This window comes from Xanthomonas hortorum (assembly GCF_024339125.1).
GTDB lineage: Bacteria > Pseudomonadota > Gammaproteobacteria > Xanthomonadales > Xanthomonadaceae > Xanthomonas > Xanthomonas hortorum.
In genome coordinates, this window is the sequence record NZ_CP101417.1 from 3,109,239 (window position 1) to 3,123,488 (window position 14,250).

At 65.0% G+C, this 14,250-nt stretch carries 12 protein-coding genes and 1 pseudogene; 9 read left to right on the forward strand and 4 right to left on the reverse strand.

Translation table 11 applies throughout. The annotated features are described in order from the left end of the window. Positions 1-188: 188 nt before the first annotated feature. Together NMB96_RS13360 and NMB96_RS13365 are read right to left on the reverse strand one after the other, a co-directional pair. Complete coding sequence (locus NMB96_RS13360; RefSeq protein ID WP_023903293.1) at positions 189-1,244, reverse strand: L,D-transpeptidase; 1,056 nt, start codon at positions 1,242-1,244, stop codon at positions 189-191. A 370-nt stretch (positions 1,245-1,614) separates the two neighbouring features. Next, positions 1,615-2,732: pseudogene (locus NMB96_RS13365) on the reverse strand (alkene reductase). A 220-nt stretch (positions 2,733-2,952) separates the two neighbouring features. Here NMB96_RS13365 and NMB96_RS13370 point away from each other — a divergent pair. From NMB96_RS13370 to NMB96_RS13400, 7 genes are all read left to right on the forward strand, one after another. Next, positions 2,953-4,158, forward strand: a complete 1,206-nt coding sequence (locus NMB96_RS13370) for an MFS transporter (RefSeq protein ID WP_043889060.1) — start codon at positions 2,953-2,955, stop codon at positions 4,156-4,158. Positions 4,159-4,307: 149 nt separating this feature from the next. Further along, a complete protein-coding gene (locus tag NMB96_RS13375; protein WP_104549902.1) occupies positions 4,308-4,478 on the forward strand; it encodes a hypothetical protein in 171 nt (56 codons plus the stop codon). A gap of 226 nt (positions 4,479-4,704) precedes the next feature. Then, entirely contained in the window at positions 4,705-5,160 is a 456-nt protein-coding gene (locus NMB96_RS13380; RefSeq protein WP_023903298.1) for a PA2169 family four-helix-bundle protein, read from the forward strand. A 268-nt stretch (positions 5,161-5,428) separates the two neighbouring features. Then, positions 5,429-6,031 carry a 2'-5' RNA ligase family protein gene (locus tag NMB96_RS13385; protein WP_255085020.1) on the forward strand — a complete coding sequence of 201 codons (603 nt, stop codon included), beginning with the start codon at positions 5,429-5,431 and terminating at the stop codon, positions 6,029-6,031. 35 nt (positions 6,032-6,066) lie between these two features. Continuing rightward, complete coding sequence (locus tag NMB96_RS13390; protein WP_023903300.1) at positions 6,067-6,672, forward strand: HD domain-containing protein; 606 nt, start codon at positions 6,067-6,069, stop codon at positions 6,670-6,672. A gap of 61 nt (positions 6,673-6,733) precedes the next feature. After that, entirely contained in the window at positions 6,734-6,916 is a 183-nt protein-coding gene (locus NMB96_RS13395; RefSeq protein WP_023903301.1) for an oxidoreductase-like domain-containing protein, read from the forward strand. 69 nt (positions 6,917-6,985) lie between these two features. Then, positions 6,986-8,359 carry a virulence factor gene (locus NMB96_RS13400; protein WP_043889063.1) on the forward strand — a complete coding sequence of 458 codons (1,374 nt, stop codon included), beginning with the start codon at positions 6,986-6,988 and terminating at the stop codon, positions 8,357-8,359. A 675-nt stretch (positions 8,360-9,034) separates the two neighbouring features. Here NMB96_RS13400 and mprF read toward each other — a convergent pair. Next, a complete protein-coding gene (gene mprF, locus NMB96_RS13405) occupies positions 9,035-11,599 on the reverse strand; it encodes a bifunctional lysylphosphatidylglycerol flippase/synthetase MprF (RefSeq protein WP_023903303.1) in 2,565 nt (854 codons plus the stop codon). Positions 11,600-11,857: 258 nt separating this feature from the next. Between mprF and NMB96_RS13410 the strand changes: the two genes are divergently transcribed. Both NMB96_RS13410 and NMB96_RS13415 read left to right on the forward strand, forming a co-directional pair. After that, on the forward strand, positions 11,858-12,565 hold the full coding sequence (locus tag NMB96_RS13410; RefSeq protein ID WP_043889064.1) for a DUF998 domain-containing protein: 708 nt from the start codon (positions 11,858-11,860) through the stop codon (positions 12,563-12,565). Between the two features lie 10 nt (positions 12,566-12,575). Continuing rightward, positions 12,576-12,923 (forward strand): RidA family protein, encoded by a 348-nt coding sequence (locus NMB96_RS13415; RefSeq protein ID WP_023903305.1) that lies wholly within the window; start codon positions 12,576-12,578, stop codon positions 12,921-12,923. Positions 12,924-13,167: 244 nt separating this feature from the next. Here NMB96_RS13415 and NMB96_RS13420 read toward each other — a convergent pair whose 3' ends face one another. Beyond that, complete coding sequence (locus tag NMB96_RS13420) at positions 13,168-14,238, reverse strand: SAM-dependent methyltransferase (RefSeq protein ID WP_023903307.1); 1,071 nt, start codon at positions 14,236-14,238, stop codon at positions 13,168-13,170. Between the last annotated feature and the right edge of the window lie 12 nt (positions 14,239-14,250).

The window sequence follows — 14,250 nt, forward strand, 5'->3', positions numbered from 1 at the left end:
TTGGCAATGAGGTATGGCTGCATCATCTGCCAAGCAGGCTGCGCTGACAATCGCAACGCGCGACGCGTCGCGCGTTCAACAAAACCGGGCGGGCGGCCTGCGCTGGGGCACCGCCAGTGACCATGTGCGCGCGCAACCTCATGCGCACCTTGCACCTTGCTGCTGCGATAACGCTGCGCAGCTTGCGCTCAAGGCGCTTCGGGCGGATCCGAATTCAGCACCTGCAACTTGCCGCCGGTGGTCTCGGGAAGAATGCGCTGATCGGTGGCCACCAACACCACACCAGGCGTCAGCAGCGGCAGCAATCCAGCCAGAAATGCCGGTGGAACCCGCAGCCGCGCGATGGTGTCGGCGTCCAGTGCCTGTCCTGCTGCAGCGCTGCTGCCGGGGATGCCGATGCGCATCCAGTTGGGCATGCGTTGACCGGGCAGGCCGGGCACCTCGCCAGGCAAAAATCCCTGGCCGACGATAAAGGCCTGCGTGCCCAGCGGCGCGGCGCCCGGTTGCGCGTGCAGCGCGACTTGCGCACGTCCGATTTCCACGCCATTGCGATACACCACCAGTTGCTGGTCGCTGCTGCTGACCAGCATCGAGATCGGGCCGGTGGGCGCCAGTTCCGGTTGCCATGCAAACGCCTGGCCGTTGGGTAGCGGCAGCAATGCGCGCTGCGCGCCGGTGGTCGGGTCGATCGGGCTGAGTGCGCGTGGATGCACCACTGCGTCGGCATCCACGCCCGCCTGCGCGACCACCACCACCATGCCCATGTTGGAGTTGTCGAACAGCAGTCGCGCGAATTCCGATGGCAGATGCACGCAGCCATGCGATTCCGGATAACCGGGCAAGCCGCCGGCATGCAGGGCCACGCCGTCCCAGGTCAGCCGTTGCTGATACGGCATCGGCGCGGCGTTGTAGATGTTGGAGCGGTGGTCCTTGTCCTTCTGCAGGATGGTGAACACGCCGGTAGGCGTCTCGTGCCCGGGCTTGCCGGAGCTGATGGTGGAAACGCCGATCAGGATACCGTTGCGATACGCATAGGCGCGTTGTTCGGTGAGGCTGACGATCACCGCCATCGGCCCCCAGCCCTTGCTGACGCCGCCCCAGATCCATTCGCCCGGTTTGAGCTGTGCGGGCGCGGTTTCGGCAGGGCTGGATTGGCGCGCGCCCCAGAACGGCACGGCAATGGCGTGCCCGCAGATCAGCAGCGTGCAGAAAAGAACGGAAGTGAGCAGGGGCCGCATCGGCATTCCAGAAAGCAGTGTCGGCACGATCCTAGCGGGGCAGGGTGTGCGCGTCATGTGGTTGGTGTTGGTGTTGGTGCGCGATGCGAAGGTGGCGGCGTTGCGATGGGCGCGATGTGTCCGCGGTTGGGTATCCAACGAGCCTGTGGCGCAACCAACGCATAAGCGTTTGGCCTTGCGCGCTGGGTCAACGATTGACTTGCAGACGCAAGACGCTCGCCCAATCGCGATGGCAATCGCGCAGAGGTCCGCGCTGCGCTCACCTGAGGAGTCGGCGGGCGATGTGCTCAGAGCCGCAGTGCGCGCATGTACAGGCAGATCTGAAGCATCGACTGCGCTCGCTTGATGCTGAGCGCAGCCGGTGTGCCAGCCGGGCTTAGTTCGGCAATGCGGGGTAGTCGATATAGCCTTCGGCACCGCCGCCGTACATGGTGGCCTGGTTGAAGTCGGCCAGCGGGGCGTTTTCGCGCAGGCGACGCACCAGATCCGGGTTGGCGATGTAGGGGCGGCCGTAGGCGATCGCATCGGCATAGCCGCTGTCGATAGCCTTCTCGGACAGCGCCTTGTCGTAGCTGTTGTTGGCGATCCAGGCACCGTCGAACTTCCCGCGCAGCGCGGCGTAGTCGAAGGCCACGTTGTCGCGCGGACCGCCGGTTGCACCTTCGATCACGTGCACGAAGGCCAGCCCGCCGATCAGGTTGAGACGCTCGACCGCACGCTCGAACAAGGGCTGCGGATCGGAGTCGTGCATGCCGTACACCGGTGTGACCGGCGACAGGCGCACACCGGTGCGCTCGGCGCCAATCTCGTCGGCAATGGCCTGCACCACTTCGGCCAGCAGACGGGTGCGGTTTTCGATATCGCCGCCGTACGCGTCGGTGCGCTGGTTGGAACCGTCACGCAGGAACTGGTCGAGCAGGTAGCCGTTGGCTGCATGCACTTCCACGCCGTCAAAGCCCGCATCGATGGCGTTGCGCGCGGCGATGCGGTAGTCCTCGATCAGGGCGGGGATTTCGTCCAGCCCAGTGCGCGCGGCTCGGACACATCTTCAAAGCCGTTCTTGGTGAAGGTCTTGCCTTCGGCACGGATGGCGCTGGGCGCAACCGGCGATTCGCCCGGCGGCAGCACGCTGGTATGCGACACGCGGCCCACGTGCCACAGCTGCAGCACGATCTTGCCGCCGCGGCGATGTACTTCCTCGGTGACCGCCCGCCAGCCTTCGACTTGTTCCTTGCTGTGGATGCCGGGTGTGTCGAGATAGCCCTGACCGAGCGGGCTGATCTGGGTGCCTTCGGCCACGATCAATCCGGCGCTGGCACGCTGGCCGTAATACTCGGCGGCGAGCGGCGAGGGCACCTGACCGGCGACGGCGCGGTTGCGCGTCAGCGGCGCCATGATCACGCGGTTGGCAAGATCCAGCGCGCCCAGGCGTACCGGGGAGAACAACGGAGATTCAGTGGATTTGGACATCAGCAACCAGTTGAAGTTGATCACGCGCCAGGCGCGACACCGCGCCGATCGCGAGTGCCCCTAGCGATGGTGGCGGACCCAAGCGGATTCGAGCGATGCCGATAGGACACAGCGTCTTTCATTGCAGTAGAAGGCGCTGAACTGTGACGTGTTGGGGCTTGGCGCTGAATCGCTGCAAGCGGCATCCTTTCGCTCGATGCTGCATTGCACAATAATAAGCCGCCCCGTCATTCTGGAGTCGGGCATGTCCGATATCGCTCTCTCACCGCCGCCCGTCTCGCGGCGCGATTACGTGCTGATCCTGTTTGCGCTGGCAATGGGCGGCTTTGCGATCGGCATCAGCGAATTCTCGACCATGGGGTTGATGACACAGATCGCGCAGGGGCTGCAGATCAGCGAGCCGCAGGTCGGTCACATCATCAGTGCCTATGCGTTAGGTGTGGTGGTCGGGGCACCGTTGCTGGCGATTCTTGGCGCGCGCTGGCCGCGGCGCACCTTGTTGCTGCTGTTGATGGTGTTCTACGCGTTGGGCAACCTGGCCAGTGCGTTGGCGCCGAGCTATCACACGATGTTGCTGTGCCGCTTTATCGCCGGTTTGCCGCATGGCGCTTACTTCGGCGTGGCCTCGTTGGTGGCCGCATCGATCAGTCCGCCCCATCAACGCGCCACTGCGGTGGGCCGCGTGTTGATGGGCCTGAGCATCGCCTTGCTGGTAGGCAACCCGCTGGCGACCTGGCTGGGCCAGATCGTGAGCTGGCGGTGGGCGTACGCGGCGGTGTCGGTGCTTGCGCTGTGCACGGTTGCCGCAGTGGCAGCGCGCTTGCCGCCTGCGCCGGACGAGCCACGTCAACAGCCGTTGCGCGAGCTGCGCGCGTTCAATCAGCCGCAGGTGTGGCTGGCATTGGCGATCGGCGCAGTGGGTTTTTCCGGCATGTTCTGCGTCTTCAGTTATCTGGCGCCGACCTTGACTGCCGTCACCGGCGTGGAGCCGGCGCTGATTCCGTTGGCCATGGTGGCGTTCGGTGTTGGCGGCGTGCTCGGAAGCATCCTGGGCGGCTGGTTGTTCGATCGCATGCAGTTCCGCGCGGTGCCGGTGCTGTTGGTGTGGTCGGTGGTGGTGATGCTGACGTTTCCGTTGGCCGCGCAATCGGGCCTGTGGGTGTTCGTCTCCATCGTGGCCGTCGGCACCATGGGCGCATTGGCCCCCGCATTGCAGACCCGTTTGATGGATGTGGCGGCCGAAGCGCAGACCCTGGCGGCAGCATCCAACCATGCGGCGTTCAATACCGCCAATGCCTTGGGCCCGTGGCTGGGTGGCATGGCGATCACCGCAGGTTGGGGCTGGACGTCCACCGGGTATGTGGGCGCGGCAACCGCGCTGGGCGGTTTGTTGGTGTACGCGCTGGCGGTGTGGCAGGAGCGTCGGCAACGTGTGTTGGTGGCGAGCTGATCCGCATTGCCACGGTCGGTAGCTCGTTTTTCTGGGGCTTCAACGGCAATCGGTAACGCGATGCAGCACAGACGCGCAGCGTATCCACAGCCACCTCACGGCATCGCACCGAGACTGCAGGCTTGAACACAAGCGGACCGAACAGCGCCATGACCGAGTTCACTCCACCGCCGTGGAAGCGCCCCAATCCCAAGCGTAAATCTGCCTCCACGCCACTAAGCGATGCGCAGAAAGCCGCGGCCAAACAACGTGCGGAAGAAGCCGGGCGGCCGTATCCCAATCTGGTCGACAACATGTGGGCAAGCCGGCAACCCAAGTGAGTTTTGACTTCGCGTTGGCATGGATGAATCGCTATTCATTGCCTGCATGACCGCGTGAGGAAGCGGCCCACATAACTCACATGCGGATTATGCGCGCAACGCCACTATGGGGCCGTACACCACATCACTGCAGCGCAATCAACGCATCGATTGCCTCATCCCAAAGTCGGCGCGACCGCATCTGCTAGACGACGCAGCGCTGGCCCATCGCAACAAGGAGCGATACATGAGCATTCAGAGCAAGACCGAGCATAGCCTCAACGACCTCATCGCCATTTCCCGCGACGGCAAGGACTTCTACGATGAAGCCGCAGCCAAGGTCGACGATGCAGAACTTGCGACGCTGTTCCGCCGCATCGCTGGCGTCAAGTCCGACATCGTCAGCAATCTGAGCACTGTTGTCGCAGCCGCCGGCGGCGAGCCGAAGACCAGCGGCACCCTGGTCGGCAGCATGCAGCAGTTCTACGGCAAGGTCCGTGCAACGCTGGGCGACACCAAGTATGGCTACGTGGCCGAGCTGGAAGAGTCCGAAGACCGTCTGTTGAAGGCGTTCGATGAAACCATTGCCGACCAGGATACGCCGGCCGCTGCACGCGACGCCGCACTGCGCCTGCTGCCGGAAGTGCGCGCATGTCACGACGTAATGCGTAACCGCAAGCACGCGATGAAAAGCGCCGCATAAGTTGCGTGCGTGACCGCAGCGCATCCAGGTGATGCAGCTCGCGGAGTAAACCGATAAAGGCGGAAACGGGTAGCGCAAGCTGCCCGTTTCTTTTTGTGTCGCGCATGCAGGCGCGCATGCAGATACGGCGCACGTGTTCTGTTCCACGCAACCTTGCGCGTTCCACATTGCCAGCCATGTTTTTGCGTATGTCGGACACCCGCCCGGTCTGCTAGTATCCGCCGCCCTTCCTCCGGCAGGCCCGCATGCGCGGTCGTGGACTCACCCCATGAAACAGCAGTTCCTGTACCTGTCGTCGGCCGAGGCGCAGTTGTCGCTGGGCCTGGGGGAAGAGAAGACCACCGAGCGTCTGTTTTTTGCGGTGATGGCCGATGCGCGCACTGCCGAGCATGCGGCCATCATCGCCGAAGGGTTGCTTGGTAATGGTCAGGTCGATGGCAAGCCGCTTGCGCGCGAGCGGCTGCATGTGACCTTGCATCATCTGGGCGATTACGCAGGCGGTTTGCCGCCGTCGTTGGTGAGCCGCGCCAGCCAGGCGGCCGAGCGCGTGGTGCTGGATGCATTCGACGTGGTGTTCGATCGGGTTGGTACCTTCGGTGGACGGCGTTCGCAGTTGCCGTGCGTGTTGCGCGGCGAAGAACAGGTGCGCGGCTTGTATGAATTGCAAGGTGCATTGGGTCGGCAACTGGCGCATGTGGGCATTGCCGGCGATGCGCAGTACACCCCGCATATGACGCTGCTGTATTGCAATCAGGCGTTGCCACAACGGCGCTGCGATACGCTCGCCTGGACGGTGCGCGAGTTCGCGCTGGTGCGCAGCTTTCTCGGCCAGTCGCGTTACCAGATCGAAGGGCGCTGGTCGCTGCGCTGATGTGCAGGCGGGCGCGCACGCGGTAGCCTGCGTGCATGGACGTCACCACACCACTGCCATTGCAGGCCGAGCACCTGGCCGCGCTCGAACAGGCCTATGCCACGCCACCGCGCGCCTACCATCACTTCGGCCATGTGCGCGCGCTGCTGCAGCATTACGCCGAGGTCGCCGCCGGGCCGGGCTGGCAGCAGCCGGCCGAGGTCTGGCTGGCGGTGTTGTTTCACGATGCGGTGTATCAGCCCGGACGCAGCGACAACGAGGCGGAATCTGCCAACTGGGCGGCGCAGTGCATTCCGCGCTGGTGGCCGCAGGCGCAGGTGGATGTGGAGCGCGTGCAGAGCCTGATTCTGCTGACCGCACGTCATGGGCAACTGCAGCCGCAGGATGTGGACGCCGAAGCGGCGTTGTTTCTGGATTGCGATATGGCGATTCTGGCCGCACCGGCAGCGGTGTTCGATGCGTACGACCGTGCCATTGCCGCCGAATACTGCGGACATGTGCCAAGCGTGCTGTTCCGGCTCAACCGCCGGCGTTTTCTGGCCGGCCTGCTCAAGCGCCCGCGCATCTTCTTGAGCGATGACTTCCATGCGCGCTGTGATGCGGCTGCGCGGGCCAATCTGCGCCGGCGGCTGGGTCGCTGATCCGCCTGGATGATCCTGGCGGTTTATCCAGGCACAGCAACAGCGCACGCTACAATGGCGCATGCACGACAGCGCCGTTTCCGCCACCGATCCACGCCCGCAACCCCCCGAGCCGCCTGCGCCCAATGAGTGCTGCGAAAGCGGTTGTCCGTTGTGCGTGCATGATCTGTACGCCGAGGAACTGGCGCGCTACCGGCAGGCACTGGCAGCCTGGGAAGCGCGTCAGCAAGCGGGTGCGCCGTAAGCGAAGCGTCGCGCTTCGCGCTGCAGCCTGGAACGATTATCTTTGAACCACTTTTTCCGATGGTGCGACATGCGACGACTTGAGATGTGGAGCGCGCTCTGCGGCGCGGCGGTGTTGGCGCTATCGGGCGCGGTCGCCGCACAGGCACCGCAACCGGTAAGCCATGGCCGTTTCGAGCAGGTGCCGGTGCTGATGCCCAAGGGCGAGCCGCAGCGTGTGGTGATCTGGCTGAGCGGTGCCGGCAATGCCGCCAAGCGCCAGGCGCAGGCAGAAAGCTTGCGTGCCGATGGCGCGATGGTGGCGATGGTGGACACCGCGCATCTGTACGCGGTGCTACGCAAGGCCGGTGGCAGCTGCGCGTTCTCGGTGGGCGATGTGGAGAACTTTTCCCGCTATCTGCAGGCCTTCTATCACATCCCCACCTACCGTCTGCCATTGCTGGTCGGCGACGGCGACGGAGCGGCACTGGCTTATGCGATCGGGGCACAAGCCAAGCCGCATGTGCTGGCCGGCGTGCTCACCGATGGGCTGTGCCCGGCGGCGGTCTCCGACCAGGCGATCTGCCAGCCGGGCGTGCGTCCGGGCAGCAACACGCTGCTCCCGGTGCCGCTGCAGATTCCCTGGGTGCTGGCCGGCAGCCAGGACAAGCGTTGCCCGGCCGCGACCGAGAACGCCTTCCTCAAGCAGGTGCCGCAGGCGCGTACGTTCACGCGTTCTGCCCAGGGCGATATTCTGCCGGGCCTGCGCGCCGCCGCCCGCTCGTTGGGCGAGCAGAAGGGCGTGGCGCTGCCGCCGCCGCCGGGCGGTCTGGCCGATCTGCCAGTGGTGGAAGTGCCGGCCAAACCCGACGGCGACAGCGACGACGACACCTTTGTGATCTTCGTCTCCGGTGATGGTGGCTGGGCGGGTCTGGACGAAGAAGTGGCCGACGCGTTGGCGGCGCAGGGCATTCCGGTGGTCGGCCTGGATTCGCTGCGTTACTTCTGGACCGAACGCACGCCGCAAGGCTTCGCGACCGATCTGGACCGCATCGCGCGCTTCTATGCGCAGCGTTGGCAGCGTCAGCGGGTGGTGCTGATCGGCTTTTCGCAAGGCGCAGACGTATTGCCCGCAGCGATCAACAAGCTACCGGCGCAGACCAGGCAGAACGTCCGCATGACGGCGCTGTTGTCGGTGGGCAAGCTGGCCGACTACGAGTTCCATGTCAGCAACTGGCTGGGTTCGGACGACGATGGCTTGCCGATCGCACCGGAAGTGCAGCGCCTGCCGGCCGGCACCACGGTGTGCATCTACGGCCAGGACGATGAGGACGCGCTTTGCCCGAGCCTGCCGGCGCAGGCGGCCAAGCGGGTCGCGTTGCCGGGCGATCATCACTTCAAGGGCGATTACGCCACCTTGGCCAAGGTGATCATGGAGCAGTTGCACGGGCTGTCGAAGCCGTAAGCGAGCGGTGCATCTTTCCATCCGCAGCTTTTCCTTCAGCCGCCAACAATATCCGAAGGTGCTTGCGCGCGTGCCGGCATGGGACCTTACGCGGCATGGATGCCGCGTAAGAGCCTACACGGACGTACTTGCGGCGTGTCCCATGCCGGTACGCGTGCAAGTGCCCGCAGCAAACCGAAGCATTCCCACGAAACCAGCTGACTTCGTCTGCTTGTTCGGCTTGCGCGCGGTGCCGCATCCAGTGTCGGGACACGCCGCAAGTACGTCCATGTAGGCTCGGTGGCGGCATCCATGCCGCCACACGGTCCCGCCCCTGGACGCGGCACCGCGCTGCCACTTTTCGCGACTGCTGATCGGCAAGCAATGACTTTATGTAGTCGAATGCCTGCGGATTCCGCAGTCGATACTCGACGCTGCCTTGTCTATCGCTTTGTCATGACTTCGCCAGCGAAGGCCACGCTTCAAGGCATGATCAATCAACCAGGCGACGCTGTTCCTTCAGCGACCGAAACGACTGAAGGTGCTTGCGCGCGTGCCGGCATGGGACCTTACGCGGCATGGATGCCGCGTAAGAGCCTACACGGACGTACTCGCGGCGTGTCCCATGCCGGCACGCGCGCAAGCGCCCCTCAGTAAACCGAGCATTTCGCACAAAGGCGCAGGCATCACGCGATCTTATTCCTGCCGACCAGGATCCACCGAGATCAAGCGGGTCACATCCAGCAACGCCGCCGGCAAGTGCATGCCGCCCGGCGCGACCAGATAGCGCGGGCGCCAGGTCGGCGCGAACTTCGACTTGAAGCGGCGCAGGCCGCTGAACCCGTAGAAGCGTTCGCCGTGCCGCGCGACCAGGCTGGCGAAGCGGTTCCAGCGGCCGGCCAGGCGATGCTCGGCCATGCCCGACAGTGGCGCCATGCCCAGCGAGAAGCGCGTGTAGCCATTGGCCTGGCCCCACAGGAACAGCTCGATAAACAGGAAGTCCATGGTGCCCTTGGGCGCCTGCGCACTGTGGCGCATCAGATCCACCGACAGCTCGCCGCCGGCCGGCGCCCACCACACGTTGGCGAAGGCCATGATCTGCCCTTCCGCCTCGGCCACCGCCACCGGAAACCGACGCAGGTACTCCGCATCGAAGCTGCCCAACGAAAAGCCTTTCTCTTCGCCGGCTTTTTCTTCCAGCCACTGCTCGGAGACCTCGGCCAGCTGCGGCAGCACCGCCTCCACTTGTTCGGGCTGCAGCATGCGGAAGGTCAGGCCGCCGCGCTTGCCGCGGTTCCAGGCCTGGCGCAGGTCGGCACGGTCGCGGCCTTCCAGGGTGAAGCCTTCCAGCGGCACGATCGCTTCTTCGCCCAGCTTGACCAGGGTCAGGCCCATGTCGAGATAGGTCTGCCAGTATTTTTCGCCGACCTGGTAGAACACCGGGCGCAGGCCCATGTGGTCGGCCTCTTCGCGGAAACGCCACATCAATGCGCGCGCGACCTCCGGCGGGCCGACCGGGTCGCCCATCGAGATCAGCGAGCCGCCGTAGCGCTGCATCATCACAAACCCACGCCCCTGCTCATCGAGCAGAAACGCTTTGTCGCCGGTCAGCGCCAGGCAGGCCTGGGTGTCGGTGCTGATGGCCAGAATCGGTGCCAACGTCTGCAGCGTCTGCGCATCGGCGGCCGGCATCGGGCGGCGCCCGCCACGCAGCAGGCGCGCCATGCCGAACACGATCACGCCTACGCACAGGATCAGCGCGGCGCGCAACGCACGCGGCGCATTGGCCGAGGTGGCGAACTGCCACCACAGGTCATTGCTGTATTCGACATGGCTGTAGACGAAGAACAGCAGCCAGAACGTGGCCACCAGCACCAGGCCTAGATTGCTCAGCCAGCGCCACGACCAGGCTTCGTCCAGCAGCGCGCCCTGGCGATAGAACTCGCGGCGTGCCGCCCACAGCGCAACCGCCGCCAATGCCGCCGACAGCGAGACCGAAATATGGCTGCCGCGTAACAGAGACAGCGGCGGCAACAGCACGCACACACCCAGCGCCAGCGCCCAGGCCGCATGGCTGCGGCGTTGCAGGCCCTGGCCGATCAGCAACAACAACATGCCGCCCAGGCTGACCAGCAGATGCGAGGTTTCGATCAGCGGCAGCGGCGCCACTTCCTGGCGCGCGCGCGGGGTGGGCAAGGTGCCGTCGATCATCAGCGCCGCGCCCACCGCAAACACTGCCAAAGCCAGAATCTGTGGCAGCCACGGGCGAAACGCCTTCCATACTGTGCGTGCGGTGCTCGCACTGGCGCGCACTGGCGCCCCCAGGCCGGAAGCCGCCGCCATTGCCACCGAGATCAGCAACGGCACGATGTAGTAGGTGACCCGGTAGGCCAGCGCCGCAGCCAGCACCGCCGCGGGAGTGACATGCGGCAGCAGCTTGAGCAGGCTCCACTCGAACACGCCCAGCCCGGCCGGCACGGTGGAGATCAGCCCGGCCACCACCGCCACCAGCCAGATGCCGATAAAACCGAAATAGCCGGTGCCCGGATCCGGCGGCAGCAGCACGTAGAACGCGGCCGCAGCCAGGCCCAGTTCGACCACGCTCAGCGCGGTCACGCCGAGCACCGTGGTGCGATCGGGCAGCCAGAAGCGATGACTGCGGATGCCGAATTCGCGGCCCTGTCTGCCGACCAATACCAGCATCGCCACATAGCCGACCAGCAGGGCGATGCCGGCAATGCGGATGCCTTCGGCAGCGATCGGCAGGGCGCGTGCGGCCGCTTCAGGTTCCAGCATCAAGGCCAGGCCAAGCAGCACCCATGCGCCGAAGATGAAGCCCAGCGTGCTCATCAGCACCACCTGGCCGATCTCGGCCAGGGTCAGCCCCACGCTGCCATAACCGCGCAAGCGCACCGCGCCGCCGGTCAGTGCAGCAAAGCCCAATGTCTGCCCGACCGCGTGCGCCATGAATGCAGTGATGCCCACCCGCGCCGGGTGCAAGCGCTTGCCGGTGCGCTTGAGCCCCACCCAGTCAAAGCCCACCAGGCAGGCGTAGCTGCTCAGGCCCAGCAGCAGGGTGAGCGCGATCTGGCCGACCCCCAGTTCACGGAACGCCTGGCGGATCTGCCGATAGCCGTGGTCAGTGAACTGAGAGGACAGCGCGTGCAGCGCCATCGCCAGGATCGCCAGGCTGATGATCACCGGCAGGGCGCGACGCCAACCGCTGGCGGGCGTTTCGGAAGACACGGGGGTATCCGTCATGAGGGCAACGGGATCTGCTTGAGGGAAAGAGGGTGCATGCACGGAATGTGCCGCGCGCGGAGGGTCTGCATGGGCCGGTCGATTGAAGTGCGTGCAGCGTGATCGCGTCAATGCAGAAATGAAGTGAACGCTAAGGTTCGGCCATACCGATATTTGTCCGCGCATGGCGGCCGCGCGCATCATAGGGCAAAGCCACGCGTACGTGCCGTCGGGGAGCCGGATGGATCAGATGACAGTTGCAGGGGAGACAGGCTGTTGATGGGGAATGCATGCGATCACCGCGCTGCTGCGCAAACCCGGCAGCCATGTCCGCCACGCTGGAGCGGTTACGCCGGAGCGATCACCGCAGCGACGGGCGTGGCCTTCATCGCTCTGGTGGTGTTGCTGCAATGGCTGCGCGGCGATCTGGACTGGATCGATGCACAACTGAGTGCCTACCTGCACGGCGCTTACGGCTTGCTGCTGCGCACCGCCTATTGCCTGCTAGCCGCAGCCATGGTGTGGCTGGCGCTGGGCCTGTACGCGGCGCTGGCGCCGGTCGTATGCAGTCGCACGGTGGTGGGCTTGTTCTGCATGGCGGCAGTAGGCCTGAGCGCGGTGGCGATCGGCGACAGCTGGATGCCGGTGCTCGCACCCGACGCGGCGACGATGGTGCATCTGTTGTCGGCCAATACCGCATTTCTGTGCGTAATTGCAGCGATATTGCTGCAATCCTGGTATTTCCGTCGTGATCGTTGGTGGCGCCAGCATTTCGTACCGGCATTCGGTCTGGGCTTGGTGGCATTTGCGCTGTTGTTGTTCCACGTCAGCGTGACCAGCGCGCCGCCGGGTATCAGCCAGAAGAGTGCCATCGTGGCGATCGTGTCCTGGATGGTGCTGGTTGGGCGGTGGCTAGCGCGCGACGTACATGCGCAGGCTGCATGTTTGCCGCATTCGCGGGACAATGCCCGGGTCAATCAACCGTAGGAAGTCTGAAATGGTGCAGCGATTCGATACAGGTCCGCGGATGTCCGAAATGGCCGTGCATGGCGGCGTGTGCTATCTGGCCGGCCAGATTGCCGAGGACACCAGCGAAGACATCACCGGGCAGACCCGCCAGGTGCTGGGCGAAATCGACAAATTGCTGGCGCAGGCGGCCAGCGACAAGACCAAGATCCTGCGTGCGGAAATCTTCCTGGCCGACATCGCCGATTTCGACGGCATGAACAAGGCCTGGGACGAGTGGGTGCCGCATGGCTTTACGCCCGCACGTGCCACTGTCGAAGCCAAACTGGCGCGGCCGGAGTGGAAGGTGGAAATCGTGATCACCGCTGCGGCGGGCTGATCGCCTGGCGGCGCGCGGATCGCCGAGCGATCGCGCGCTGCGACCCTATGATCTGCAACATTGCAGCCGCCTCAGCAGCCGGTTACGAAAACCTGCTTGCGTGCCGAGCTGGCATTGCCAGCCAACGCGCTGATCTGCGTGCCAGCGTTGTTGAAGAGCCGAGTGGAAGCCGACACATCGCGGCCATCTGCTGGCCGCGATGTCGTTTTGACGCGCGCTCCTGCGTCGATCAGCCTTGCTTCGATCAACGCTTGACGAAGCGATAGTGCGCCACGCCCCATTCGCGGCCCTGGTCGTAACCGAACAGCTCCGCGCAGGCCAGCCAGAACATCCGCCAGCGTTGCCACCAGCGCTGCGCATCCTCGCCGTAAGTCTGCTTCAGCAGCGGCATGATCTGCTCGCGGTGGCGGTCCTGATTCTCCAGCCAGGCATTGGCGGTTTTTTCGTAATGCTCGCCCGACAGCACCCAACGCTGTTCGATCACGACATCCTGCTGGAAATGCAGCAAGGTATCGGTGGCCGGCATCAGCCCGCCGGTGAAAAAGTGCCGCCCCATCCAGTTATCTTCGCCGGCCACTTCGAACGGGTAGGCCAGATCGCGATGACAGAAGACATGCACGAACAGCTTGCCGCCCGGCGCCAGCCAGCTGCCGACGCGCGCCAGCAGCTCGCGGTAATTGCGCATGTGCTCGAACATTTCCACCGACACCACACGGTCGAAATTGCCCGGCGGCAGCGCCAGCGCATTGACGTCGGCAGTGATGACCTGCACGTTGCTCAAGCCGCGTACGCGACACTGTTCTAGAATATGCGCGCGCTGCGGGCGTGAGTTGGACACCGCGGTGATGGTGGCGCCGGGATAGCGTTCGGCCATCCACAGGGTCAGCGAGCCCCAGCCGCAGCCCAGTTCCAGAATGCGCTGGCCGTCGGCCAGCTCGGCACGCTCGCCGTACAGCGCCAGCATGCGTTCTTCGGCGGCATCCAGATCCGGCGTGGTCGCGTCCCAATAGCAGCTGCTGTATTTGAGCCGGCGCCCCAGGCACAGGGTGAAGAACTGCGGCGGCAACTCGTAGTGCTGGCGATTGGCGGCATCGGTTTCGATCGCGATCGCGCTGGCACGCAGGCTGTCGATAAACGCGCGTTGACGTTCGCCGCTGGCATCGGCGCCGTCGCCGCGCTCATCGCGCAGGCGCTGTGCGCACAGTCGGCGGATGCCGTAGCGCAGCGCTGCATCGGGCAGCAGGCCGGATTCGGCCAGCCGGGTGGCGAAGGATTCTTCGGGCAGCGAGGAGGGCGGGATGGTAACGGTGGACATACGACTCTCCAG